Genomic DNA, 24,075 nt, shown 5'->3' on the forward strand with positions numbered 1-24,075 from the left:
AAAATGTTGGTGTTTGGGAACAACTCAATCAAAAGTTTTGTTTCTCAAGGTGCGTAGTTAAGCTAAAATCAAAAAAAGCTTGACAATTGCATCATTCTATGAGCTAATGGCCATAGAATAAAAAATGACAACAACGGGATGTAGCGCAGCTTGGTAGCGCGCCTGCTTTGGGAGCAGGATGTCGCAGGTTCAAATCCTGTCATCCCGATTTAGAAGCCGTATAACTACATAATGAGTCAGTCTCAGCCTTTTAGATTGTGACCGGAAATTACCGGAAACAAACCAAAAGAGCAAATGCTAGGACTACATTTTCGCGACTTTCCCAAAAAATGCGCGAAAATGTGTGAACAATGACTCGGCTTTTGAAACCTATTTTTCAAGGCTTTCCTTGCATTCCAGTCGTTTTGGTATAATCTGGGTGTAGTCAGAAACCAATGGTTCGGCTAAAAGGACAAAATAACTCGCAACTACGAAAGTTGCCAACCGTGAAAGCTTTTTAAGCTACCAGCAAATACAGGCGTGCCTATTCTGGAGTAGTCCTCAATGTTTGCGGGTGTCTAAGACATTAAAAAGCGCTATTGCCGCAAGGTTATAGCTTTGTGGGATACCACCAATCCTTGCAATAGGATTGCTATATTTAGCTTTTCTTAGATTGTCTAGGAAAGTCTGAATTAAAAGTATCAGTCTGCGACTACTTATCATAGATAAAGGCAAGAGTCTTTGTTTAACTCTATTTCTTTTGGCAAGGTATATTCTAGCGCCAATCTTGGCCGCATTTAAAAATGCCGAGTCCATTTTTCTATAAGGGTTTCTAACCCTTGGTTTCCAAAGTCCCGTGAGGTTTTATGAAATCATTAGTTCGTTTGGGCGCAGTGTTGGGGATTTTAGGAAGCACTTTGCTCGCCCCTGCCCTCACACGCAATATGTCGGCACTGGCACTGCCCGATCCCCAGGTTTTGGAAAAGTTACGCCCAGTGCCAGTATTTACGATTACTGACGCGCAAGGTGCGCCCCTGATCGCTTCCGTTCCCAAAGAAGGTCAAAGCGGCAGCAATACCTCTGTAGCTGGAGTTTTTATCAGTCAACGGGATGCTCAAGCTTTTGTCGATCGCCTAAAAACTAGAAATCCTCAATTAGCAGCATCAGTGAAGGTAGTACCAGTATCTCTGGGGGAAATTTACCAGTTAAGCCAAGCTAACAAGGGTAAGGCAGAGGAAGTACAATTTGCCTATGTTCCTACCACTACCCAAGTGGAGTCTGCTAAAACCCTATTGCGCCAAGGCGGCCAACAGGTAAATGAATTTAGCGGTGTCCCTCTTTTCTTAGCTAGAGGCGGCCCAGAAAATGGATATTTGACAATTCAACGGGGTCAAGAGCAAGTTATTCCTTTGTTTTTCAATAAAGAGGAATTACAGGGGATGTTGGAGCGCTTTAAGCAACAACAACCAAATATTGCTTCCTCGCTCAAGATCGAGGTTGTGAATTTAGAAGCTGTTTTGGAAGCAATGCGGACTGACAACGATCCATTTTTGAGCCAAATTATTTTAGTACCACCGAGAGAGTCGCTGGAATACGTGCGAACTCTGCAACCATCAGGTGGAAACCAACTGCAACCAGCACAACCAGGAGCAAGACCTTCTGCTCCAGTCCCAAGTCAACCTCGTCGCTAATAGTTAACTGTTAACTGTTAACTGTTAATTGGTCAGGACTTACGCAAAAATATCTGTAACGCCGCCATCTTTGGCGGCGATTTTATCATTTTATTAAATGACGGATTATTATATGGTTGTATCAGGGTTAGAACTTTGGGAGTGGTTAAATCAGGCGAAAGCTGAGGCGATCGCATCTAACATTTCTCTAACCGAACTTGAGTGGTGGCTGCAAGAGTTAGCAGGGATCGATCGCTTAAGTCTCCGCCTAGAATCCTTCAAAAATTCGCCCGAAGTTACTCTGAAGTTACCTTTTACTGACCTTAAGGATTTATGGCACCGCCGAGTCAGCGAACAGATGCCTGTACAATATTTAACTGGAACTGCCTATTGGCGGCATTTTTCTCTAAAAGTAACGCCTGCGGTATTGATTCCGCGTCCAGAGACAGAATTGATAATTGATTTAGCGGTGGAAGCAGCTAAACATCGATCGCAGATAGAAAGTTTAAATGCAAAATCCCATTGGGTAGATTTGGGAACTGGTAGCGGTGCGATCGCGCTGGGTTTAGCAGAAAGCTTGACAAATACTTTGATTCATGCTGTGGATTATAGCTCGGATGCGATCGCTGTTGCTAGGCAAAATGCAGATAATTTGGGTTTAAGCGATCGCATTCAATTTTATCAAGGTTCGTGGTGGGAACCTTTAGAAAGCGCAATTATAGATGGTTTGCCCCTACGGGGTCAAATTAGCGGTATGGTTGCTAATCCGCCTTATATTCCTAGTAGTTTAGTGCCTAATTTGCAGCCGGAAGTGGCTAAACATGAGCCTCATTTAGCCTTAGATGGGGGAAGTGATGGGTTAGACTGTATTCGGCATTTAGTAGCAACAGCGCCGGATTATTTGCGATCGGGTGGTGTCTGGTTGGTGGAAATGATGGAGGGACAAGCTGAGGTTGTGGTTGAGATATTGCATAGTGCGGGTAGTTACCGTGATATTGGAATTTATGCCGATCTAGCTGGGATAAAAAGGTTTGCGATCGCATTTAGAAAATGAATAATATTAAATTTTATTCCTATAGGACTTACGGTCATGGTTCCAGAAACCGGGTTTTTGAGATCGTATGTGGGTACGGGCGAAGTATTTTCGTCAAAAAACCCGGTTTCTTTGGTTGATGCGTAAGTCTTGTCCTATCTAATCTATCTAATATTTGCGTCGGTTGTTATAGATAATAACAATAAAAAAAGAAGTGCATTGCACCTCTTTTTCTACTCTATTAAAAATCTTAAAAGCTAAGATCATACAGTCAGCTTGACAGGATGAAAATTAACTTCTCCGTTCGCATCAATGGGTTGATTTTCGACTACCATATTCGCATCAAGTGGTTGATTTTCTAACACCATATTCGCGTCTATGGGTTGATTTTCTAACACCATTGTCGTACTTGCATTGCACTGGAAACCAATGCGTTCGTAGAAACTTTGTTTGTAGGTTGTCATCAGGTAGACTCGCTCTACTCGACACATCCGAGGATGGCTTAAAACAGTCTGTACTAACTTGCGGCCGAGTCCGCCGCCTTGATAGTCAGGATTAATGACTACATCCCAAATTGTGGCGCGGTAGATACCGTCTGATGTAGCGCGAGCGAACCCGATCATGCGATCGCCATCCCAAACACTAACTACTGGTTCGCTGAACCGGAGCGCGGTTTCTAAATCTAAGAGCGATCGCTCCCTTGCCCAAAAAGCTGCTCCTTTAAACAACCCTTTTAATTGATGTAGGTCTACCTGCTCAGAACCGATACAAAATTGGATGTTGCGGTAATCTCTCGTGGTTGAGTTCATTCTCAATTTGCCTTCAAGTTGGGTTTAAACTATCTGAAATTGGTGTATTTGTATGCTGACGGCTTTAAACGATTCGCGCTTTAGCAGCCCATTTTTTGTTAATAATGCCGGCAACAAAGCTGATAGTAAACGTAGTAGATGACGGTTTTTTATCTGGAAAAGTGCCTGATAGTATAGTCTCTGGCTAAACCCGCCTCTACAAAACATCTACTGTTTTTTATATCCACCTACTTATTACTTTTCATATCTTATCCATCTATTCGGTAATTATCAATACATTTTGGCAAAAATCTTAGTTTTTTTGTTATGGATTTATGACATTTTCGACTATCTAAATCTCTTAAAAACAGCAGCAGGGTGAGGATTACCCACCCTACAAAACTTACAGTTCAAAACCGCTTGCGGGCTTAAAGCCAACGGGCTGCATCCTTGGCATGATACGTTAAAATCAAGTCAGCACCAGCGCGTTTAAACCCTGTGAGGGTTTCCATTACGACTTTTTGTTCATCAATCCAACCATTAAGGGCGGCGGCTTTTACCATCGCATATTCGCCAGAAACGTTGTAGGCTGCGACTGGTAAATTAGTGGCTTCCTTGACGCGCCAGATGATGTCCATGTAAGCCAAAGCTGGCTTGACCATTAGCATATCAGCGCCTTCAGCGATGTCAAGGGCAATTTCCTTGAGGGCTTCGCGACCATTTCCGGGGTCCATTTGGTAAGTACGGCGATCGCCAAATTGCGGAGTTGAATCAGCAGCATCCCGGAATGGGCCATAATAAGCTGAGGCATATTTAGCTGCATAAGAAAGAATAGGGATATCTTCAAATCCAGCGCCGTCTAAGCCTTCGCGAATTGCCTGCACAAAACCATCCATCATCCCCGAAGGTGCGATAATATCAGCACCAGCTTGAGCTTGAGCGATCGCAGTTTTCTTTAGTAACTCCAGTGTGGGGTCGTTCAAAACCCGACCAGTTAAATCTCCGACTTGCAAATAGCCGCAGTGACCGTGACTGGTATATTCGCACAAACAAGTATCCACAATTACCACGAGGTCGGGTACGGCTTTTTTAACTGCTGCGGTAGCTTTTTGCACAATTCCGCAGTCATGCCACGCGCCCGTAGCTTCTGTATCCTTATCTTCAGGAATGCCAAATAAGATAATTGCGGGAATGCCGAGGTCGTAAACTTCTTTGGCTTCTTCTACAATTTTGTCTACCGATAGCTGGTAGACTCCCGGCATAGATTTAACTTCTGTCGCTACAGATTCCCCTGGCACGGCAAACAGAGGATATATTAAATCGTTAGTAGTCAAGACCGTTTCGCGTACCATCCTACGTAGTTGGGGATTTTGGCGAAGGCGGCGAGGGCGATGTGTTGGAAACATGATTTTTTTAAGTGTTGAGTCAGTTAGACTTTTGGGCTGATAATGATTGCCCTGTTGCTAAGTCTAGAACTTCTGGTTTCCCCAAAGCACAACGCTTAAATAAATTTCTGAGGACTAAAGCCAAGTATTACACTTAAATTAACTTGTAGGGTGCATCAGACGCAGCTATCGGTTGATAGAATCAGGTTTGATACTCTGAGATGCCTGACTAAATTTGTGCTAGTTGCTATAGTCCGCCAGAGGTTGAAACCCCTGTCTGATAGTGAAAGTCGTCTGAAGACGACTAGATAGCTAGTATTTGAGTCGGTTTTAACCGACTTGGGCTATTACTCAGGGGTTTTAACCCCTGGCGGGTTTCGGAAAAATGAAACAGCCCTTTCCTTATTTAAGCAGGGCTGATTCATTTCGCTAAATTGAGAAACCCGGTTCCTTTAAAAAATCGGCTTTCTCAATTTAGCTGTTGACTATGCCGAAACCGCTACGGGTTCGGCTTCAACTACTGGGGAACCATAAACACTGACTTTCTTGCGGGTTTTACCCTTTCTCTCAAAAGTCACTACGCCATCAACGAGGGCGAACAAAGTATCATCTTTGCCGATACCTACATTGTTACCGGGGTGAAACTTTGTGCCGCGTTGACGGACTAGAATGTTGCCAGCTTTAACAACTTGACCGCCAAAACGCTTAACACCTAAGCGCTGAGAGTTAGAGTCGCGACCGTTGCGTGTACTACCTGTACCTTTCTTATGGGCCATAATGTCCTCAACTTTAAATTGTTATTTTCTATTCTGATGCAGTTTCGGCGGTTGCTGGGGTGGTTGGTGCGATGCCTTCGGCCGGCGTAGCCATCGCATCTTCTTTTTTGGCGATCGCAGATCCTTGAAGACTGATAGAATCAATCATCAAGCGAGTAATTTCTTGGCGGTGGCCCTTTTTCTTGCGAGTTTTCTTTTTGGGCCGCATCTTATAGACGATGACCTTGCGACCTCGGAAATGCCGGAGGACAGTACCTTCTACCGTCGCACCTTCAACCAATGGCTGACCGATGTGAACGTCGTCTCCATGCTGAACTAGAAATACTTTGTCAATAGTGACTGTAGCTTCGGCTTCGACGTGAAGCAGTTCGATGTCGTAGAAGCGGCCGGGCTCTACTCGCAGTTGTTTGCCGCCTGTTTCAATAATTGCGTAAGTCATTCTGGTTGTAATTTGGGTTGCCGTACAGGTAGCTGACAAGTGTTTTGCCGAAGCCTACAGGTTGAAATCAATCTGTTTTGCGGTGCTTTGTCAGCTTTGGGAATGTCTCAACCTGATCCGAGCAGGGTTTGGACAGACAATCTACCATTATTGCTTATAGATGGGGTTTTGTCAAGTACCTGGACTGGTTTGGGATTGGTAGGCAGATAGAATACGATGAGTTGATAGGTGAATAATGAACATATAGCGATCGCACTTTGGAAAATTTCAGAGTAGTTGGGTATCATTGAACAGGTAGCTTTAATAATTTTCAATAGCTATGAACTATGAAAACTCAAGAACTAGGAAAAGCAAATGTTGACTATTGAACAGATAGAAAACGCTATTCTGCAACTTCCACCAGAGGAGATGGGAGAGTTGTTAGAGTGGTTTTTGGATTTGGATTATCAACGATGGGATGTTCAGTTAGAAAAAGATATTGTTAACGGGAAACTGGATGCTTTAGCAGCAGAAGCGAACGCAGTAGCAAAGTTTTAGACCATCTGGCATAATTAAAGAGGCATCTCTAATAATTTGCAAAGGAGAAAGATATATGAGTACAGATCGGTGGGATGATGATAGACTAGATCGATTAGCTAACATGGTAGAGAGTAATGCTCGTGTGATTCAAGCGTTAGCGAATGTGGCAGCAGAGGCAAGGGAAGAACGGGAACAGCTATTTCAAAGGATGGATCGCCAGCAAGAAGAAATTGTGGGTTTGAGAATTGAGACAAGACGGATGCTTGATATTCTATTAAATCAGCGCGATTTGGAGGATAATCAATAGCGATCCACTCAATCAGAAATTAGGGGCGATCGCGAGAGCAAAATTTCAGAAGTTATAACCAGAAATTGCCATATAATAGCAACAAGAGTCAAAAATCTCAAAATAAAGCCTATGTCTACTTATAGCGGGTACTGAGTCAGGCTCAAAATCTCACTTTTGAATAGCAAGAGCAACTGTTAGAAGTATTGTCAGTATTGGTTCGCGATCGGGTAACAACCCAAACTCAGGGTAAACGATATTATTGTCCAACAACAAGAGGAGATTCGTGGGCTTCAAACTGAAAATCGTCGCATTCTTGATATTCTGATAAATCAGCACGATCGGGGGGATAATCCTACTGCTTAATTCAATTAGACATTAGGGCGATGCCTGCGGCCCGCTTTGCCTACGCACGTTGGGAAAGATAGGGGCGATGCCTACGGCTGCCTACGCCTACGCATTTTGGGAAAGATGAGAGAGCGATGCCTACTGCTGGCTACACCTACGCGAAATGTACGCTCATAAACTAAAATTGAACTTATTGTAAAAAGTAGAGGAAAGGAGAAAATATATGAGTACAGAGCGGTGGGATGATGATAGGCTAGACCGATTAGCTAACTCAGTAGAAGGTTTGACTAACCGGGTAGATAATATAGCTAACTCGTTAGAAAGTTTGACTAATCGGGTAGATAGTATCGCGCTCTCGACAGAGAATAATAATCGCTTGATAGAGAGTAATGCTAGGGTTATTCAAGCTTTAGCAAATGCGGCAGCAGAGGCAAGAGAGGAACGGGAACAGTTATTTCAAAGGATGGAGCGCCAGCAGGCTAACATTGACCGACAACAGTCGAATATTGAGGGTTTGAGGATTGAGACAAGACGGATACTTGATATCCTCTTAAATCAGCGCAATCAAGATGATAATCCTACTGCTTAATTCAATTAGAAAGTAAGGGCGATCGCAAGTTGGGGAAGATAAGGGCGATCGGTTTTTCTCCCTGCTTCTTAGATAGTTCCTTTTAAAACTCTACTACTAACTTTTCATTCCTTGGCTACGCATCCACTCAGCTAAACGCTCTAACTGCTGTCTTAAAAAGCTCTTGATGACTGGTTGCCTCTTCACATAGTTAGCGATGCTAGGGCTGATATTGTAGTATAGGCTGACTAAACCTTGACCAACAGGATTGGTTAAAAGTTTTTTGTCACGGAAATTGCGGAATGTGTCTATGTCCGGGTGTTTGGAAGTGGAGTAAGCTGCTGTAGCGATGAAGGAACCTGGCTTTTCTTCTAAAGCTACAAGAGGAATTTTTGTTTCACTAATTTTAAGCAAAGCAACTCTGATTTTTTTAAATGTTGCGTCCGACTCTTGTTCTGGACTAACTTTTTTGATTTTTTCGAGAGCTTCTTTATTTCTGTTTATTATATTGCTTGTCACTCTAACGTGCTCTGACAGGCTATCATAAAGTTTTATTTGTTTAACATTAAAAACTCTTCTATGAACACTTACTGCATCAAATATTAGTTTTTGTTTCTCTGCAAGGTATGCTTTCTTCAGTTCGTCACGATCATCATTATAATGATTAACTATGCAGGCTAGACGTATGGACAGATTCAAAAAGAATTCAACCTGATTTTCTATCTCGTAGTATATACTATCACCTGAATTAGCTGTTCCACTTTCTAGAACTCCGTCAATCCATCTTTGTTTATAAGCTTTCTCATTATAGTCTGTGTATTCAGCATGATAACGAAGTGAGTCTACATAGTTGGCAAGAGCTTGATTACTATCTCCTTGATTTTCGTAGTATTCAGCCCTCTCATAATATCTTGTAGCGTTTTTTTCAGCTTCCTCAACCATACGATAGATCAATCTTTCCATTTTTACCTCATTTTTTCCTTAATATACTTATCAGATTGCTTGTAACTTTGTAGCAAATAGTAGATTCGATAGAGCGATCGCCTAACCTTTAACCTTTCTTGTAAATGTTGGCGATCTCTACTGATGTTAATCAATCTTTATATTTTGATTCTTCAGAAAGTCCAAGGGTAACAACTCCTAAAGCAATTCGCCCCAGTTCACTAGCGACACCCACACCAATAGCGCCAAATTCGTTAGCAACACCTTTGGCAACATATTTGACAAGGTTTTCATCTGTACTCGAACTTGAATCGCTGTTATTCTCTCGCTGTTGGTTTGCCCACTCTTGTAGCTTGTAAGGATCGCTAGCATCTGGCATACGATTTTGACTCATATAAAAAAAGCTCCTTTTCGATTTCAAAAATTGTTAGTCATCAGTCAGACTTGACCTAGATTTGGGTGATAAACTTCGATCGCTCCCTGCACCTTCTCCCATCCTTTCCACTACCGCATAGTAGGTTCAAGAGAGCGCAACTTTTCTCAATCAATCCTTCCATTTCTGAAGCGTAGTAGCGTAGTAGTTTGCTTTACGCCAAGCTTCATCAGAAGACGACGCTTTACCAGCAGATTCACTGCCAACATAGACTTCGCCAGTATCCTCATCCCAATAATAATAGTAAGAAGAACCTGTTGGCGTTTTAACTTCACCCATTTGTTTTTTAGCCATAAATACTCCCTCGATCTTTGTAGGATTCAACTAAACTCAGTATTATCTAGTCCAACCTTTGCCTTGGCACTTTTGGCATACTGCCTCTCTAACGGCACCTTTTGGCTTTATCTTTCCTGTTCCCCCACATGACGTACAGGATTTTCCATCTTTGTCTTCAAAAGCATTGGGATCTCTTTAGTTCTCCGTGTACTGAGACTCACTTTTTTACAGAATCTGTCAAAATATAAGTATTTGCCGTCGGAGAGGTCGGGACTTACCCCAGACACCCAGAGTCCAAATGTCTGAAATATCTACAAGCCGAGAGTCCAGTGCAACCAACCTTCACTAAAAAAATCATAACAATGACCACTTTGGCTGATGGCTTACTTAACTGTTACAAAAAGTTAGATAATGTTATCTAAAATGTTATAAAAAATAAGTTAAAATTAGTAAAAGTTACCCCAAACGCGATATATGGAGCTTAAGGAAGTCTTAATATTTGCTGATGAAAGAGTCTTTGCCAAAACAGGGAAGCACTTAGACGACCTGCAAGAGGCTATTTTAAAAGAAGTGCTCCAAGGTCGAAAATATGCAACAAAAGTAGCGCAAGACCGTGATTGTACTGAAGGTTATGTTAGGGTTGCTGCTGCTGAATTATGGAAGCTACTATCAGAGGTATTAGGAGAAAAAGTTAGTAAAGTAAATGTTAGAGCTAAACTAGAAAGAGCAAGATTTTATAATTACTCGCAAACTATCGGTAATGATAATGTAACAGTTAATAACGTCAATGTTTGTCCAGAAAAAGCCCGATCGCCCTCCTCTCCTCAAAACCCACCAGAAACCCCAACTCAACCCCACATCGACTTAGGCGACGCACCGGAAATCTTCAACTTCTACGATCGCACTCCCCAACTCACCACCCTCGAAACCTGGATATTACAAGATCGATCGCGCCTCATCGCACTTCTGGGAATCAGCGGAATAGGCAAAACCACCCTCGCACTCCGACTCATAGAACAAATCAAAACTAACTTTGATTACGTAATTTATCGCAGTCTTCAATTTTCCCCCACCCTTAATACAACTCTTACCAATCTCCTGCAAATCTTCTCTGAAAAAACAGACATTCCGCAAAACATTGAAACCCAAATTTCCCAACTTCTCGACTACCTCCGCAAGCATCGCTGTCTGATTATCCTTGATGACGTACAGATGCTTTTTAGCAGCGGACAACTAGCGGGACAATATAAAAGTGGATATGAAGATTATCAGCTATTTTTTAAACTAATTGCCGAAGTTTGTCACTACAGTTGCTTAATCTTGATTAGTTGGGAAAAATCTAGAGAAATTGCTAAATTAGAAAGAGTAAATAACTACGTGCATTCGTTAGTATTCGGTAGCTTAGGAATCGCTGCCAAAGAAATTCTCAAACAGCAGAAATTATCAGATGATGATGATTGGGAAATTTTGATTAATACTTATCAAGGCAATCCTCTCTGGCTAGAATTAACCACCACGATCGTACAAGACTTATTTGGTGGAAGCGTCTCCGAGTTTTTGCAATGCGACGGCGTGATTTTAAGCGAATCTCTGCGATCGCAATTAGACCAACAATTCCAGCGTCTAACGCAGCCAGAAATGGCAATAATGATTCAGTTGGCTGAGGAAAATGAACCCGTTTCTTTACCGCAAATTATCAAGACAGTACAATTATCGACATCAGACTTATTAAATGCCATGCAATCCTTGGGAATGCGGTTATTTCTGGAGGCAGAAGAACAGGGTAAAACCACATTTTTTAGTCTCAATCCAGTTATGAAACAATATGTTAAAAATCGGATAATTAAATAGGTAATCTTCAGATTATGAAATAATTAACGCATATATGACTAAATTGCAGTGTAACTTAACTTGATGGTAAACAGAAATAACTTTACCAAAACATTTGACATAAACATCCCAAAATATGAGATAAATATCTTGGCACTGCTAAAAAAAGTCCTATGCCCGCATCTCCCGCCTATATTGAAATTCGCAAAGGCAACGATCCAATCTCGAAATTCTCATTTAACAGCGATGTTATTACCATAGGCCGCGCTACTGACAATCATCTGATCCTGAACGAGCCCTTGATTTCCCGCCATCACGCCCAAATAGTATGGCAAGGCGATCGCTACATCCTCGCCGACCTCAACAGTACCGATGGCCTCCGCCTTAACAACGTCCAAGTCAAACCCAACACACCTTACCCCCTCGCAGACGGCGATACAATCCGCATTGGCGGCATCGAATTGCGCTTCAAAATTGCCGCCCACATTGCCCCAATACCTGTAGCTGCTAACCAAGTAACAGCAGCTACAGTTGCCGCGAACATGGGAGAACAAACAGTCTTTACCGCCCACTTAGACTTGCAGGGGAGAAATGCCTTCACCATCGGGCGCGATGCCCAAAACGATATCCCCATCAACCATCCAACGGTATCGCGCTTTCATGCCCGAATCGAACGGCGCAACGGTTCAGTTGTAGTTAAAGATTTGACTTCCACCAACGGCACTTATGTCAATGGTAAGGAAATTTTGGGCGATCGCATCCTCAAAGTCAACGATAACATCCGCATCGGCCCCTACCGCTTTGTCTTAAATATCGACGAAACTCTTGTGGGTTATAGCGAAGAAGGCAACCTGCGCCTTGATGCCGTTAACTTAACAAAAATCGTCGGCAAAGGTATCAAAATCTTAGACGAAATCTCCCTGACAATTCACGCCCGCGAATTCATCGTTATCGCCGGAGTTAGCGGCGGCGGTAAATCTACTCTTCTTGATGCCCTCAACGGTTTTCGGCCCGCTACCAGTGGCGAAGTTTTAATTAATGGCGTTAACCTCTACAAAAATTTCAACGCCTACCGCAACGACCTCGGTTATGTCCCCCAAAAAGACATTATTCACACCGAATTAACAGTATATCAAGCGCTTGATTACGCCGCCAAATTGCGGATGCCTGCTGATACAACTAAAGCCGAACGTAAAAAAAGAATTAGCGAAGTTATTAAAGATTTAAACTTAATTGGTCGTGAAAACGTACAAGTTAAAGCCCTCAGCGGCGGCCAACTTAAACGAGTTTCAATGGGTGTAGAACTCCTCACCAAACCTAGCTTATTTTTCCTAGATGAAGCCACATCAGGACTCGACCCCGGCACAGAAAGCGAGATTATGCAATTATTGCGAAAGCTGGCAGATTCTGGTCGCACAATTTTGCTGATCACTCATGCGACTGAGAACGTTATTCTGTGCGACTTAGTAGTATTTATGGCCAAAGGCGGTAAAGTCGCTTACTTCGGGCCGCCAAACGAAGCGCCTCAATACTTTGGGGTGCAGAAATTCAATGAAATTTACCGCAAAGTCGAACACGAAAACTCGCCGGAATATTGGCAGGAACGCTATCTCAGTTCACCACAATATCAAAAATACGTGCGCGATCGCCAGCGGACATTACCCACCCCATCACCCGCCGCCCCCCAGCAACGCCCCGCCAAGCAACAGCCACCCAATAGAGGTAGGCGAGTAGCGGCGGTAAGGGAATTTGGGATTTTGTCGCAGCGCAATATTGCTATCCTGCTTCAGGATAAGGCTGGTTTATTTTTGATGCTGGCGATCGCGCCGATTTTAGGCTTGCTGGATTTTGTCACCTGGAAACGCGGCATATTTGACGTAGAAAAAGGCGATGCAGGTCAGGCAATTACAATGCTATTTGTCACCGCTTTAATTGCTGTCATGGTCGGCAGTTTAGGCACAATGCGGGAAATTGTCAAAGAAATAGATATCTATCTCCGCGAACGGATGATCGGCCTGCAAATTATTCCCTATATTTTATCAAAAGTTTGGGTAGGCATACTTTTAGCTTTGTATCAAGCGGGGATTTTCTTACTATTTAAAAAACTAGCCGTAGATATTCCCGGTGGCAATGAAGTTTTAGGCGCAATGTACTTAACATTAGTGCTTGCCACCATTGCCGGCATGATGATGGGGCTTTTAGTTTCCGCTATTTCACCTAATCAGAATATCGCGCCTTTGTTAACAATTATCTTTTTAGTTCCCCAAATTACCTTTGGCGGCGGAATGTTATCTATAGATGCCTTGGGAGCACCGGGCCGCATTGTTAACCAGGTGACAATTACAAAATGGTCTTTTGAATCCTTAGTAACGCTAACAAGTTTAGGGCGAAATGTAGCCGAGGATTCCTGTTGGGAATTACCAGAAAAAGAGCGAAATAAATTAACACAAGACGAGAAAAAACAGCAGTGTCAATGTTTGGGTGAAAACCTTTTTAAGAAATGCCAATTTCCCGGAATCAAGAGCAAATATGATGCTGTTATAGATAGGATTGAACCACCAAAGCCCGAAGATCCAGGTAAAGCGCCGAGTGACCCCCGCGAGTTAGATAGCTATGAGCAAAAGGTTGACAAATATAAATCACAGATTGACACTTGGCAAAAAGATTACAGCGAATGGAAGGGGAAATATGAGGGAACTATTAAGGGTGGAGAAGCATTAATTGAGAATTTTTACAACAAATATGGTAAAATGTTTAAGGTGAATGTAACTCTATATTGGGGCATTTTGATCTTGCAAATGCTGATTATGTTTGCTCTGATTTTCTTTGTGCAGAAACGCAAGGATATTGTTTAAAATTTGGTAATAGGTAATAGCTACTTGGTAATTGTAATTGCTAATTGCAAAATCCTCTACCACTAAGTCGCCAGCAGAAAAATATATGACTACAGAGCGCTGGGATGATGATAGGCTAGATCGTCTAGCTAGTTCAGTAGAAAGTCTGACTAACCGGGTTGATAGTATAGCGATCGCGACAGAGAATAACAATCGCTTGATAGAGAGTAATGCTAGGGTTATTCAAGCGTTAGCTAATGCGGCAGCAGAGGCAAGGGAAGAACGGGAACAGTTATTTCAAAGGATGGATCGCCAGCAAGAAGAAATTGTGGGTTTGAGAATTGAGACAAGACGGATGCTTGATATTCTCCTAAATCAGCGTAATCTGGAGGATAATCAAGACTGATTAACTCAATCAGTCCGAATCATTCATGTTAAGTAGTTACTTTTATTAAATAGGTACTCTTCAGGTTTAAGGCGAGTAACAGTTACTTCGGCTCTGGTAATACCCGATATTGACTAGCAACGTAGTAAAAAAACTTGTAATAATCCGCAAATTGTTTACTAGGTGCTTTTCCCTGAAAATTGTAACGCACGTCCCCTTCCACCAGCGTCAGCGTCATCGAGCTGACTTGCGAACCCAAATTCACCTTAAGTTGCCCCGATAAGCCTTGCTCCGTAGTGAAATTCCGGTGTAAAGGTTTGGCTCTATCTATATCTATATTATTATTCTGGTCTCGTTGCTTACCAGTATTATGCTTGTCTCGTTGCTTACCAGTCACCCCAGGCACATTATAGCCAGCCCAGCCGCGAATCTCCACTGCTGGGTTTTTCGGATCGTTGAATGCTTGACCATCTCCATTTGCCGGGGCTTCCGCAGCTAACCAGTTATCAGGATACAGGAACTCGAAGTTATAACGGGCATTGTGATAAGTCTGCCAACTCCCTGAATGGATAGTAGCTGGCGAACTACAGCCCAACAGCGCCGCCCCCAGAGCCACACCGCAAACTAATCTTTTTAAGTAATAAGGCATAGAACCGCCTACCATAAAGCACTTACAGCTAACTACGAACCACCAACAACCATCAAATGTAACGAAATATTACAATAGTGCCGCTAAAGCAGCATAGAGTCTTGACATCAAAAAAGAGAGCCGCTATTGTTAAATACATACCCGGGTAAGCCAATTCACTGTCATATGCAAGATAAGCAAAAAGTTACCTTATACCTACCACCCGAACTCCACCGCCAACTCAAAATCAAAGCGGCGGTTGAATCCGAACCGATGTCAGCGATTGCCGAAAGAGCAATTGTATTCTACCTAAACAACTCAGAACTGGTTGATGAAGTAGAGACATCTTATGGACAAACTCATCGGGTATACGCTTGTCCCGAATGTACCAGTTCAGTTGTCATCCGAGAAGGAGATCTGGTTTCATTAAAAGGTCAGCCGAGCCTAGTGGGTGAACAGGAGCTTCCAGTAAAGCAGGTGCAAACGGCAAGCAGCACTGCTCAACCGGGAGAGGAAGAATTAGTTCCCTGCTAATCTTTCCCTTCTACCTGAAAGGGTGGCGAGCACTGGTTGCGTTCAGAATCAGATGCTGGGGGCATTGAGATTTAGCAATGATGGCACCGACTCAAACGGATCGAGGAATATGCAAGAAGAAATCAACATTCTAATCCAAGCTCAATATCCTCTGATCTACCTCATGACTTCTGAGGAGGAGCGGTCTGAGCAGGCAATTGCGACAATTGCACAAACCAAGCCCCAGCGACGGGTATTCGTCTGGACAGTAACTCACGGTATCGTAGAGTATGGTCAACCCCGCACCACCACTCAGCATAATACAGTCTCGCCAGAGGCAGCGATTGAATGGGTGATCCGGCAGAAAGAACCAAATAGCAATGCTGGCATCTATATATTTAAAGATTTGCATCCTTTTATAGATTCTCCTCCTGTTACTAGGTGGTTGCGGGATGCGATCGCCAGCTTCAAAGGCACGCAAAAAACTATCATTCTCATGTCCCCCGTGCAGCAAGTTCCCATCGAACTAGAAAAGGAAGTAATTGTTTTAGACTTCCCCCTGCCGGACATGAAGGAACTAAATCAGGTATTGTCAAAGCAATTAGAGCAAGCTAAACCGCGCCGCATCAGTACCGAAGCGCGTGAAAAACTGCTCAAAGCCGCCTTGGGTTTGACCAAGGACGAAGCCGAAAAAGTTTACCGCAAAGCTCAGGTAACGACAGGTCGCCTGACAGAAGAAGAAGTAGATATCATCCTGTCTGAAAAGAAGCAGCTCATCCGACGCAACGGTATTCTGGAGTTTATCGAAGAAGACGAAACTCTTGATGCTGTAGGCGGTTTGGAAGAACTAAAGCGGTGGCTGCGGCAACGTTCCAACGCTTTTACAGAGCGGGCCAGAGAGTACGGCTTGCCCCAACCTAAAGGAATGCTAATTCTGGGCGTACCTGGATGCGGTAAATCCTTAATTGCCAAAACCACAGCTCGGCTCTGGTCGCTACCCTTGCTACGCTTAGATATGGGTAGAGTCTACGACGGCTCAATGGTGGGTCGCTCTGAAGCCAACCTCCGCAACGCCCTCAAAACCGCTGAATCTATCTCTCCAGCCATCCTCTTCATTGACGAACTGGACAAAGCCTTTGCAGGTAACAGCGGTTCCGCTGACTCTGACGGCGGCACATCCAGCCGGATATTTGGTTCCTTCCTCACCTGGATGCAGGAGAAAAAATCCCCCGTATTTGTAATGGCGACGGCTAACCGCGTAGAACGCTTACCTGGGGAATTTCTGAGAAAAGGGCGCTTTGACGAACTGTTCTTCGTGGATTTACCCACTAAAGAAGAACGCCAAGATATTTTTAAGATTCACCTGTCCAAACGTCGTCGAGACATTGCTCGCTTCGATTTAGAACAACTTTCCAATGTCTCCGATGGCTTCTCAGGTGCCGAGATTGAGCAAGCGCTGGTTGCAGCAATGTACGAAGCCTTCGCTCAAGATAGAGAGTTCACGCAGTTAGATATCATTGCCGCGATTAAATCCACAATGCCGCTGTCAAAAACCATGAGCGAACAAGTCACGGCTCTGCGTGACTGGGCCAGACAGCGTGCGCGGCCGGCTGCATCTTCAGTCGCTGAATATCAGCGAATGGAGTTCTAAAAAGCTTTCTCCTGGTTCTTCCCAGGAGCAAAGGCTAGCACTTCCCTTGCTAGCAGTTTCAAAAAAAGCCGCCTAGCGGCACTGTTAAATCCAAACCGTTGTTTTTGTTTCTCAGTTCTATTAGGAGGAAATCCCAATGTCACACTTTAGCACACTCCGTACCAAAATCACCGATGCCGAAATCCTGAAGGCTTCCCTGCGCGACCTGGGTATCAATGTGAAGTCTGAAGCTGATGTGCGGGGCTACAATGGCCAGCGCGTTCGCTCTGACATCGTTGCAGTTCTCGAAGGTGAGTATGACTTGGGTTGGTCTCGCAACAGCGACGGTTCTTTTGACCTGATTGCTGACCTCTGGGGCGTTGCCAAAAAGCACAACCAAACTGAGTTGATCAATTCTATCAACCAGAAGTACGCTGTGAACAAAACTTTGGCAGCAGTAAAACAACGCGGTTTGCAAAATGCCAACGTCAAACTGGTTGTGCAAAACTAATTTATCTGCGCGTTCCCAAGCTTGCGGGTTAACCATATACGGGTTAGCCCGTTTTTTCATTGGTAATTTGTTAATGGTTAACTGTTAACTGTTAACTGTTAACTGTTAACTGTATAATTATCAGATTAATAGCTAAAATCTCTAAAATGCCTTATTTAACAGCAGCTAATGATATTAAAGCACTGATTGCTAAATTTTCTCAAGCTAAAATTTTGTGGATTGATACAGAAGTAGCAGACTATAAATTTAACCCTACACTATCTCTAATTCAGGTGTTGGCTGATGCTAATGATTTAACAGGAAATGCTTCTTTTCTGCTAGATGTCTTAGAACAACCGGAATTGACGGTAGATTTTATTGACAAAATCATGGCAAATCCTGATATTGAAAAAGTGATGCACAATGCCAGCTATGATATCAGATTTCTGGGGAACGATCGCGCTCAAAATATTACTTGCACTTTAAAATTGGCGAGAAAGATTCCTTACTATGTTTTACCATTACCTAATCACAAACTTAAAACTTTAATCGAGGCTCTTTGTGGCATTCCCAATGTAGATAAAGCAGAACAGGGAGGCGATTGGGGCAAACGTCCTCTGACTGAGAAGCAGCTAGAATATGCCAAGATGGATGTGGTTTATTTAGCTGAAGTTCATAGCCATTTAATAGAAATAGTTGATGAATATTGCCCTGATTCCGCAACGGAAAACTTGACATTATTGGGAGAGCAATATCAGGAAATAGAGGCGCAGTGGAAACCTCTAGATTCAGAGATTGCTGAGATTAAAGAACGGATGAAAGCAGGGATGCAGGCACAAAATGTGACTAATAATTCTTATTTTAAACTATCTAGTTCTACAACGATGAAAGTTGATTTTATGACTTTGGCAAATTTGGCAGAAAGTCAGGGGATTGAGCTAAATTTTCCAGTGACTCTAACTAAGGAAGTTCAAAAACAATTAGGTAAATTAATCTCTCATCCCTCATTGCAAATTGAGGAAATTTCTAGTTTTCGGTTAACTTCTGCTGTACAGCAGCGGCGGAAATCACCTCAGAAAATTACGCTAGCACCAGAAGATGAGGATTTAATTGCATTGGGGGAAAGGCATAGAGAAATTTTGCCTGAGTGGAAGTTGTTAGATTCAGAAGTTGCTCATTTGAAAGAGCGAGTGAAAAATGCGATGATTGTGCAGGAAAAATCGAATACTCCTCATTTTAAATTAGGGAGTTCTTCTATTTTAAAGGTGGATTTTGCGGCGTTAGCAAGATTGGTGCAGTCTGTGGGAGTTGAGTTAGATTTTACGGTGACTTTGACGGAATATATTAAAAGACGGTTAGGGGAAGCGATTAATCAAATTGATGTGCAAATTGAGTATATTAATACTTGGCGGATGACGGCTAAGGCTGTGGAAGAAGATGAGGATGATGATGATGAAATCCCTTTTTAAATAATATCGCTACTAACCTTGTTCTTCCAAATACTGCGATCGCTATACTCGCTGTTTATTGATCAGCTAGTTTGTGGTAATCGCCTCTCCAGATGATTTAATTAACTTGATTTCTCTTCTAAATCCATAGAAATTCCGCAAACTGCGGTTTCAATGTTCTCCGCTGAAGGTGGAAGTATCTGAAATCCAAGCTTCTCGTACCATTTGACAAGGTTCGGATTATTATTGATGTCTTCTTGAGTTAGAGAACCGTATATCCGTTTGAATCCCCGCTGACGATATCTCGCTATTACAAACTGTAATAGATGAGTTCCCAACCCTCTTTGACGATAATCGATTGGCTTGGGTTTGACTAGGAGTCTCCAAAGAACTGCTAATAAGTGTGGGGGAGTATGAATTATATCATTGTGAATAAAGAGATCGTTTATCACCAATTCACCACGCGGATTAAAAACGCATTGAATTCTACCAACTTCGCTGTTACGGTACAGGAGCTTGGCAATAAAATATTGGTCTTCCTCTCCAGCTACTTTCAGGTGATACTCTCGTCCCTCGCGATCGAGAATAATAGACTCGTTGCTTTCTAGTAAACTTTCCAACATAATTTATTTTGAGTGAACTTAACAACAAAGATGGAGAGAATTAGGGCAGTCTAAATAGTTTACGCTCTCTTACCATCGACTCCGCTTTGGATTTCATTTCAATCAGCCCTATTTAACTAAGGTGGGCAAAATGCCCACCCTAATTTCTACTTCCCTACCGTGAAATACTCATTATTAGCATACACGCTAATAATGCAATCTCCCACTTCAAAAAACATCCCCTCTTGCTCATCTTTAGAGAATTGTAAATTCCCATACTTAGCACCAATTTCATCAGCAGTAGCAGCCTTAGCCTCCATTTCATCAGGGATAAGACCAGTAGTTCCAGAAAATTATCTCCCCGAAGTGACAAAAGAGGGATCATTTTATGTCCGGCAAATTACTTACGATGTGTCATTGCGAAAAGCCGAAGCCGCGAGCGAAGCGTGGCGGGAAGCGAAGCAATCTCAACACCCTGCGATTGCTTCGGGCAAGATCCGTACCCTCGCAACTGCGCGGAGCACCGCGAACAATGACCAGTATTTAACCGGACATGGTATCAATCCCGTCCTCAGTAATATTACGTAAGCAATATTACTCACTTTCGCACTATCGTCCTCTAAAACGATAATTTTTAAGTAATTTCAACTATGGAATAGAGAATAAAGTAAAATTATCCCATATCAGGATGTGGATTTTACTGAGACGGGAGTCCTGGCGGAAAGCTTTGACCCACACTCACAAGCCAGGTAAGGATATAGCTATTTGTAGACCTAGCTATTCTACCAGCTAAGGACACCGAGTCAGGAGAGTCACTGTGAATACTCACCTTTTTTGAGGAACCAGTGTTATGGGTACATCAACTACAATCAAAAATCTGTCAATGGCTGTGGCTGGCTCGGCATTTATCGGTTTGTCAGTTTTAAGTTTACCAGAAAGGGCTGAGGCTTTTAGCTTCACGTTGTACGCGAATAAAACGGAGTGGCAAAATGCTCTGAACGGTCAGCCCTTCCAAACAGAAGAATTTAACAGCCCTAATTTGCCCCCAGGAGTGAGCGTCAATTCCCCAGGAGTAATCAATAATGGAGCTTGGGAAGATCAAGTAACTAATGAACAAACAAATACTTGGAACTTTGCTAAACCTGTATTTGCTTGGGGTGGAAATTTCAATTTAGCTGGTGTACTAGATCCAGGTACAGGTATTGCAGTAACAGTTGCGGATCTACTGGGGGATGAGTATTTTGTAGGGGAAATTGCTAATACCTTGGAAGGCGAGTTTTGGGGGTTAGTTACAGATACCCCATTTAATACGGTGAAGCTTTCAACGGGAACTCAAGGGCTTCCACCTGACGATCGCGAAAGTTATTCTGTAGACGATGTGGTGTATAGTGAAAGTACCTCAGAACCAGAACCCATCCCGGAACCCGCTGAGATTTTTGGGACATTGGGATTTATCGGTTTCTTAGCTTTTTTACGACGTAAACGCCGATAAGTAGAAGTAGAAGAAAGAAGGGGCAGAAAAATTGGCAGGGCTTATGCAGAGTAATTGGGTTTCTCTAAAAAATCTAAAGATTCTCAATTAGATATCTACAAATAAACTTGGCTTCTGGTATCGATGTGCGTAAGTCTGGCTTACGTTTAATTAGGTCAATTTAATTAGCCAATTTCCAGAATACTTACTAATCAACTCCGCCTTAACCGCTGATGCGATGGAGGCGAAGTTGACATTTGGTTGATTTTAAATTTAAATATAGAAAACAGCTATCTACATTCTGCTGAGGAGTAATTGTGCCTTTATTCATTAATAATCTCATCAACGATCCGACTGGATTTCCTGTATTTGTAGGCGGGGGGCCTCGTCTTCTAGCCTATCCTACAGCGGATGATATTCAACTGGGATCGGGAAACTTATTTACTTTTTCCGGCGGAGTTTGGGGTCTTAGTGGCAATGATACCATTGCTGGGTCTTTTGACTCTAACGAGCGCCTATTCGGTAATGATGGCGAAGATATTATCGGGGGTGCGGGAGGTAATGATATATTGTTCGGTGGGAAAGATAGCGATCGCCTCGATGGAAACGACAACAACGATGTAGTTAGAGGCGACTCTGGCGATGACTTCCTCTTTGGTGGTTCTGGGGATGATATATTGCGGGGAGGTCAAGGAAATGACCGCTTAAGCGGCGACTTCGGGAATGATTTTTTAGTAGGCGATCGCGGTATCGATCTCCTAACGGGCGGCGAGGGTGCGGATACTTTTGTGTTCAGAAGAGATGAAGCTGGATTTAATATTAATCAGGTAGATGTCATCACTGATTTTCAGTTTAGAGAAGGCGATCGCATTGGACTTACTGATGGGCTAACACAGCTAGACTTACGTTTCAATGATGAGGATCGCATTGATTTCGACAGCGACGGAGAATTTGATGATATGGTAGTGCGGATTAACAGCACCGGAGAAATTCTCGGCATAGTTTTAAATGCTGATAACTTTGACCTCATAGATACATTTGAAACCGCAAATCAAGCCGTGTTAGGCATCAATGGCACTCAATTTGCTTATCTTCCTTAGAAGTAACGCCACTCTCTGGGCGGTATCATTGACCATCCAGAGGGGGACGGTACAAAGATAGTAATAGTAGCGCGATCGCCACCAGAACCAACAGATTTACTTGCGAATTGGGACACCGACAGCTATAATATCTTAATTATGAAAAAACCACAGACCGTTAACAAATAACATCTAACAACTAACAAATTATGTTTGACGCACTTGCCGATCGCTTAGAATCCGCCTGGAAAAAACTGCGCGGTCAGGATAAAATTTCCGATGCCAATATTCAAGAAGCTCTGCGGGAAGTCCGCCGCGCCCTCTTAGAGGCAGATGTCAACCTGCAAGTAGTTAAAGATTTTATCGCAGAAGTAGCAGTCAAGGCTCAAGGAGCCGAAGTAATTTCTGGTGTCCGGCCTGACCAACAGTTTATCAAAATCGTCTACGACGAACTGGTGCGGGTGATGGGAGAAACCAACTCACCTCTGGCGATCGCAGACAGCGCCCCCACAATTGTCTTAATGGCCGGTTTGCAAGGTACAGGCAAAACCACCGCCTCCGCCAAATTAGCATTGCAACTTCGCAAGCAAAACCGCAGCACTTTATTAGTGGCTACCGATATTTATCGGCCTGCTGCGATCGATCAGTTAATCACGCTGGGCAAACAAATCGACGTGCCCGTGTTTGAATTAGGAAAAGATACTGACCCCGTAGAAATTGCCCGTCAAGGTATCGATCGCGCCAGAGAACTTGGTGTAGATACAGTCATTGTTGATACCGCCGGCCGTCTGCAAATCGACCAAGACATGATGGCGGAGTTAGCGAGGATTAAAGAAACAATTCAACCTCACGAAACCCTCCTAGTCGTAGACGCAATGACCGGTCAGGAAGCTGCCAACCTGACGCGCACATTCCACGACCAAATCGGCATCACCGGCGCGATTTTAACAAAAATGGACGGCGACAGTCGCGGCGGCGCGGCCCTTTCCGTGCGCCAAATATCTGGCGCACCGATTAAATTTGTCGGCGTTGGCGAAAAAGTGGAAGCCCTGCAACCATTTTATCCCGATCGCATGGCATCTCGGATTTTAGGCATGGGCGATGTCCTCACCTTGGTAGAAAAGGCCCAAGAGGAAATCGACATCACCGACGCTGAACAAATGCAGGAAAAAATCCTGACAGCAAAGTTTGACTTTACCGACTTCCTCAAACAAATGCGCCTGCTGAAGAATATGGGTTCTCTCGGTGGCATTTTGAAGATGATTCCCGGACTCAATAAGATGTCCGACGACGATATGCGGAAGGGAGAAGTGCAACTGCGGCGGACTGAGGCGATGATTAACTCCATGACCACTGAAGAGAGACGCAACCCCGAACTGCTTTCGAGTTCTCCTTCCCGTCGCCGCAGAATTGCCAAGGGTTCTGGCTTCGTTGAGGCGGATGTAGCAAAACTGGTGAGTGATTTCCAGAAAATGCGAAATATGATGCAGCAATTAGGTCAGGGGGGCGGATTTCCGGGCATGGGCGGTATGCCAGGAATGCCGGGAATGGCGGGTATGCCAGGAATGGGTAGCCGTCCCGGTCAACCCGGCTGGCGCGGCGGTGCTCCCGCTAAGAAGAAGAAAAAAGAGAAGAAGAAAAAGGGTTTTGGGCAGCTTTAGGGGAGATGGGGGGAGGGGCAGGGGGGCAGAGGGGCAGAGGAGCAGAGGAGCAGAGGGGCAGG

25 protein-coding genes and 1 tRNA gene are annotated in these 24,075 nt (G+C 43.6%); 17 read left to right on the forward strand and 9 right to left on the reverse strand.

Translation table 11 applies throughout. The features are described 5' to 3' along the window. Nucleotides 1-134: 134 nt before the first annotated feature. From OSCI_RS19115 to prmC, 3 genes are all read left to right on the forward strand, one after another. Nucleotides 135-208, forward strand: a tRNA-Pro gene (locus OSCI_RS19115). 637 nt (nucleotides 209-845) lie between these two features. After that, a complete protein-coding gene (locus OSCI_RS19125) occupies nucleotides 846-1,670 on the forward strand; it encodes a Tic22 family protein (RefSeq protein WP_007356743.1) in 825 nt (274 codons plus the stop codon). Nucleotides 1,671-1,767: 97 nt separating this feature from the next. Continuing rightward, nucleotides 1,768-2,703 carry a peptide chain release factor N(5)-glutamine methyltransferase gene (gene prmC, locus OSCI_RS19130; RefSeq protein WP_007356744.1) on the forward strand — a complete coding sequence of 312 codons (936 nt, stop codon included), beginning with the start codon at nucleotides 1,768-1,770 and terminating at the stop codon, nucleotides 2,701-2,703. Between the two features lie 242 nt (nucleotides 2,704-2,945). On the opposite strand, the gene OSCI_RS19135 is transcribed toward prmC, so the two are convergent. The 4 genes from OSCI_RS19135 to rplU all read right to left on the reverse strand — a co-directional run bounded on the left by OSCI_RS19135 (nucleotide 2,946) and on the right by rplU (nucleotide 6,070). Further along, entirely contained in the window at nucleotides 2,946-3,491 is a 546-nt protein-coding gene (locus tag OSCI_RS19135) for a GNAT family N-acetyltransferase (protein WP_007356745.1), read from the reverse strand. A gap of 407 nt (nucleotides 3,492-3,898) precedes the next feature. Then, nucleotides 3,899-4,876, reverse strand: a complete 978-nt coding sequence (gene hemB / locus OSCI_RS19140; protein ID WP_007356746.1) for a porphobilinogen synthase — start codon at nucleotides 4,874-4,876, stop codon at nucleotides 3,899-3,901. Between the two features lie 464 nt (nucleotides 4,877-5,340). After that, nucleotides 5,341-5,631: a 50S ribosomal protein L27 gene (rpmA, locus tag OSCI_RS19145; RefSeq protein ID WP_007356747.1), complete on the reverse strand. Its 291-nt coding sequence runs from the start codon at nucleotides 5,629-5,631 to the stop codon at nucleotides 5,341-5,343. 28 nt (nucleotides 5,632-5,659) lie between these two features. Further along, on the reverse strand, nucleotides 5,660-6,070 hold the full coding sequence (rplU, locus tag OSCI_RS19150; RefSeq protein ID WP_007356748.1) for a 50S ribosomal protein L21: 411 nt from the start codon (nucleotides 6,068-6,070) through the stop codon (nucleotides 5,660-5,662). A 354-nt stretch (nucleotides 6,071-6,424) separates the two neighbouring features. Between rplU and OSCI_RS19155 the strand changes: the two genes are divergently transcribed. From OSCI_RS19155 to OSCI_RS19165, 3 genes are all read left to right on the forward strand, one after another. Continuing rightward, nucleotides 6,425-6,607 carry a hypothetical protein gene (locus tag OSCI_RS19155; protein WP_007356749.1) on the forward strand — a complete coding sequence of 61 codons (183 nt, stop codon included), beginning with the start codon at nucleotides 6,425-6,427 and terminating at the stop codon, nucleotides 6,605-6,607. Nucleotides 6,608-6,662: 55 nt separating this feature from the next. Continuing rightward, a complete protein-coding gene (locus OSCI_RS19160) occupies nucleotides 6,663-6,896 on the forward strand; it encodes a hypothetical protein (protein WP_007356750.1) in 234 nt (77 codons plus the stop codon). Nucleotides 6,897-7,446: 550 nt separating this feature from the next. Next, entirely contained in the window at nucleotides 7,447-7,812 is a 366-nt protein-coding gene (locus tag OSCI_RS19165) for a hypothetical protein (RefSeq protein ID WP_007356751.1), read from the forward strand. 96 nt (nucleotides 7,813-7,908) lie between these two features. Here OSCI_RS19165 and OSCI_RS19170 read toward each other — a convergent pair whose 3' ends face one another. From OSCI_RS19170 to OSCI_RS19180, 3 genes are all read right to left on the reverse strand, one after another. Beyond that, on the reverse strand, nucleotides 7,909-8,754 hold the full coding sequence (locus OSCI_RS19170) for a CFI-box-CTERM domain-containing protein (RefSeq protein ID WP_007356752.1): 846 nt from the start codon (nucleotides 8,752-8,754) through the stop codon (nucleotides 7,909-7,911). 130 nt (nucleotides 8,755-8,884) lie between these two features. Then, entirely contained in the window at nucleotides 8,885-9,127 is a 243-nt protein-coding gene (locus OSCI_RS19175) for a hypothetical protein (protein WP_019487359.1), read from the reverse strand. A 150-nt stretch (nucleotides 9,128-9,277) separates the two neighbouring features. Then, entirely contained in the window at nucleotides 9,278-9,490 is a 213-nt protein-coding gene (locus tag OSCI_RS19180) for a hypothetical protein (protein WP_234708775.1), read from the reverse strand. Between the two features lie 426 nt (nucleotides 9,491-9,916). Between OSCI_RS19180 and OSCI_RS19185 the strand changes: the two genes are divergently transcribed. The 3 genes from OSCI_RS19185 (at nucleotide 9,917) to OSCI_RS19195 (ending at nucleotide 14,512) form a co-directional block, all read left to right on the forward strand. Next, a complete protein-coding gene (locus OSCI_RS19185; protein ID WP_007356755.1) occupies nucleotides 9,917-11,293 on the forward strand; it encodes an AAA family ATPase in 1,377 nt (458 codons plus the stop codon). A gap of 152 nt (nucleotides 11,294-11,445) precedes the next feature. Next, nucleotides 11,446-14,127, forward strand: coding sequence for an FHA domain-containing protein (locus tag OSCI_RS19190; RefSeq protein WP_007356756.1), 2,682 nt, complete (start codon nucleotides 11,446-11,448; stop codon nucleotides 14,125-14,127). Between the two features lie 85 nt (nucleotides 14,128-14,212). After that, nucleotides 14,213-14,512, forward strand: a complete 300-nt coding sequence (locus OSCI_RS19195; protein ID WP_007356757.1) for a hypothetical protein — start codon at nucleotides 14,213-14,215, stop codon at nucleotides 14,510-14,512. An 82-nt stretch (nucleotides 14,513-14,594) separates the two neighbouring features. On the opposite strand, the gene OSCI_RS19200 is transcribed toward OSCI_RS19195, so the two are convergent. Continuing rightward, nucleotides 14,595-15,140, reverse strand: a complete 546-nt coding sequence (locus OSCI_RS19200) for a hypothetical protein (RefSeq protein WP_234708776.1) — start codon at nucleotides 15,138-15,140, stop codon at nucleotides 14,595-14,597. Nucleotides 15,141-15,305: 165 nt separating this feature from the next. On the opposite strand from OSCI_RS19200, the gene OSCI_RS19205 reads away from it, so the two are divergent. From OSCI_RS19205 to OSCI_RS19220, 4 genes are all read left to right on the forward strand, one after another. Next, nucleotides 15,306-15,653: a hypothetical protein gene (locus tag OSCI_RS19205; protein ID WP_007356759.1), complete on the forward strand. Its 348-nt coding sequence runs from the start codon at nucleotides 15,306-15,308 to the stop codon at nucleotides 15,651-15,653. Between the two features lie 109 nt (nucleotides 15,654-15,762). Then, nucleotides 15,763-17,283 carry an AAA family ATPase gene (locus OSCI_RS19210; protein ID WP_007356760.1) on the forward strand — a complete coding sequence of 507 codons (1,521 nt, stop codon included), beginning with the start codon at nucleotides 15,763-15,765 and terminating at the stop codon, nucleotides 17,281-17,283. Between the two features lie 136 nt (nucleotides 17,284-17,419). Beyond that, the gene (locus tag OSCI_RS19215; protein WP_007356762.1) at nucleotides 17,420-17,773 is read left to right on the forward strand and encodes a DUF1257 domain-containing protein; all 354 of its coding nucleotides are present in this window, start codon (nucleotides 17,420-17,422) and stop codon (nucleotides 17,771-17,773) included. A gap of 146 nt (nucleotides 17,774-17,919) precedes the next feature. After that, nucleotides 17,920-19,221: a ribonuclease D gene (locus OSCI_RS19220; protein WP_007356763.1), complete on the forward strand. Its 1,302-nt coding sequence runs from the start codon at nucleotides 17,920-17,922 to the stop codon at nucleotides 19,219-19,221. Between the two features lie 101 nt (nucleotides 19,222-19,322). On the opposite strand, the gene OSCI_RS19225 is transcribed toward OSCI_RS19220, so the two are convergent. Beyond that, the gene (locus tag OSCI_RS19225) at nucleotides 19,323-19,823 is read right to left on the reverse strand and encodes a GNAT family N-acetyltransferase (protein ID WP_007356764.1); all 501 of its coding nucleotides are present in this window, start codon (nucleotides 19,821-19,823) and stop codon (nucleotides 19,323-19,325) included. 192 nt (nucleotides 19,824-20,015) lie between these two features. On the opposite strand from OSCI_RS19225, the gene OSCI_RS31030 reads away from it, so the two are divergent. The 4 genes from OSCI_RS31030 to ffh all read left to right on the forward strand — a co-directional run bounded on the left by OSCI_RS31030 (nucleotide 20,016) and on the right by ffh (nucleotide 24,013). After that, the gene (locus tag OSCI_RS31030) at nucleotides 20,016-20,390 is read left to right on the forward strand and encodes a hypothetical protein (RefSeq protein ID WP_019487361.1); all 375 of its coding nucleotides are present in this window, start codon (nucleotides 20,016-20,018) and stop codon (nucleotides 20,388-20,390) included. Nucleotides 20,391-20,652: 262 nt separating this feature from the next. Continuing rightward, on the forward strand, nucleotides 20,653-21,294 hold the full coding sequence (locus OSCI_RS19235; protein WP_007356768.1) for a PEP-CTERM sorting domain-containing protein: 642 nt from the start codon (nucleotides 20,653-20,655) through the stop codon (nucleotides 21,292-21,294). Between the two features lie 296 nt (nucleotides 21,295-21,590). After that, the gene (locus tag OSCI_RS19240) at nucleotides 21,591-22,373 is read left to right on the forward strand and encodes a calcium-binding protein (protein ID WP_007356769.1); all 783 of its coding nucleotides are present in this window, start codon (nucleotides 21,591-21,593) and stop codon (nucleotides 22,371-22,373) included. A gap of 188 nt (nucleotides 22,374-22,561) precedes the next feature. Beyond that, nucleotides 22,562-24,013, forward strand: a complete 1,452-nt coding sequence (gene ffh / locus OSCI_RS19245) for a signal recognition particle protein (RefSeq protein WP_007356770.1) — start codon at nucleotides 22,562-22,564, stop codon at nucleotides 24,011-24,013. The last annotated feature ends 62 nt before the right edge of the window (nucleotides 24,014-24,075 follow it).

Origin of the sequence: Kamptonema sp. PCC 6506, from assembly GCF_000180455.1 — a bacterium.
Classification (GTDB): domain Bacteria; phylum Cyanobacteriota; class Cyanobacteriia; order Cyanobacteriales; family Microcoleaceae; genus Kamptonema; species Kamptonema formosum.

What these genes read in the sequence shown, in the direction of transcription:
- OSCI_RS19125 (WP_007356743.1), top strand. Translation starts at nt 846, where the DNA reads ATGAAATCATTAGTTCGTTTGGGCGCAGTGTTGGGGATTTTAGGAAGC.
- prmC (WP_007356744.1), top strand. Translation starts at nt 1,768, where the DNA reads ATGACGGATTATTATATGGTTGTATCAGGGTTAGAACTTTGGGAGTGG.
- OSCI_RS19135 (WP_007356745.1), bottom strand. Translation starts at nt 3,491, where the DNA reads ATGAACTCAACCACGAGAGATTACCGCAACATCCAATTTTGTATCGGT.
- hemB (WP_007356746.1), bottom strand. Translation starts at nt 4,876, where the DNA reads ATGTTTCCAACACATCGCCCTCGCCGCCTTCGCCAAAATCCCCAACTA.
- rpmA (WP_007356747.1), bottom strand. Translation starts at nt 5,631, where the DNA reads ATGGCCCATAAGAAAGGTACAGGTAGTACACGCAACGGTCGCGACTCT.
- rplU (WP_007356748.1), bottom strand. Translation starts at nt 6,070, where the DNA reads ATGACTTACGCAATTATTGAAACAGGCGGCAAACAACTGCGAGTAGAG.
- OSCI_RS19155 (WP_007356749.1), top strand. Translation starts at nt 6,425, where the DNA reads ATGTTGACTATTGAACAGATAGAAAACGCTATTCTGCAACTTCCACCA.
- OSCI_RS19160 (WP_007356750.1), top strand. Translation starts at nt 6,663, where the DNA reads ATGAGTACAGATCGGTGGGATGATGATAGACTAGATCGATTAGCTAAC.
- OSCI_RS19165 (WP_007356751.1), top strand. Translation starts at nt 7,447, where the DNA reads ATGAGTACAGAGCGGTGGGATGATGATAGGCTAGACCGATTAGCTAAC.
- OSCI_RS19170 (WP_007356752.1), bottom strand. Translation starts at nt 8,754, where the DNA reads ATGGAAAGATTGATCTATCGTATGGTTGAGGAAGCTGAAAAAAACGCT.
- OSCI_RS19175 (WP_019487359.1), bottom strand. Translation starts at nt 9,127, where the DNA reads ATGAGTCAAAATCGTATGCCAGATGCTAGCGATCCTTACAAGCTACAA.
- OSCI_RS19185 (WP_007356755.1), top strand. Translation starts at nt 9,917, where the DNA reads ATGGAGCTTAAGGAAGTCTTAATATTTGCTGATGAAAGAGTCTTTGCC.
- OSCI_RS19190 (WP_007356756.1), top strand. Translation starts at nt 11,446, where the DNA reads ATGCCCGCATCTCCCGCCTATATTGAAATTCGCAAAGGCAACGATCCA.
- OSCI_RS19195 (WP_007356757.1), top strand. Translation starts at nt 14,213, where the DNA reads ATGACTACAGAGCGCTGGGATGATGATAGGCTAGATCGTCTAGCTAGT.
- OSCI_RS19200 (WP_234708776.1), bottom strand. Translation starts at nt 15,140, where the DNA reads ATGCCTTATTACTTAAAAAGATTAGTTTGCGGTGTGGCTCTGGGGGCG.
- OSCI_RS19205 (WP_007356759.1), top strand. Translation starts at nt 15,306, where the DNA reads ATGCAAGATAAGCAAAAAGTTACCTTATACCTACCACCCGAACTCCAC.
- OSCI_RS19210 (WP_007356760.1), top strand. Translation starts at nt 15,763, where the DNA reads ATGCAAGAAGAAATCAACATTCTAATCCAAGCTCAATATCCTCTGATC.
- OSCI_RS19215 (WP_007356762.1), top strand. Translation starts at nt 17,420, where the DNA reads ATGTCACACTTTAGCACACTCCGTACCAAAATCACCGATGCCGAAATC.
- OSCI_RS19220 (WP_007356763.1), top strand. Translation starts at nt 17,920, where the DNA reads ATGCCTTATTTAACAGCAGCTAATGATATTAAAGCACTGATTGCTAAA.
- OSCI_RS19225 (WP_007356764.1), bottom strand. Translation starts at nt 19,823, where the DNA reads ATGTTGGAAAGTTTACTAGAAAGCAACGAGTCTATTATTCTCGATCGC.
- OSCI_RS31030 (WP_019487361.1), top strand. Translation starts at nt 20,016, where the DNA reads ATGCAATCTCCCACTTCAAAAAACATCCCCTCTTGCTCATCTTTAGAG.
- OSCI_RS19235 (WP_007356768.1), top strand. Translation starts at nt 20,653, where the DNA reads ATGGGTACATCAACTACAATCAAAAATCTGTCAATGGCTGTGGCTGGC.
- ffh (WP_007356770.1), top strand. Translation starts at nt 22,562, where the DNA reads ATGTTTGACGCACTTGCCGATCGCTTAGAATCCGCCTGGAAAAAACTG.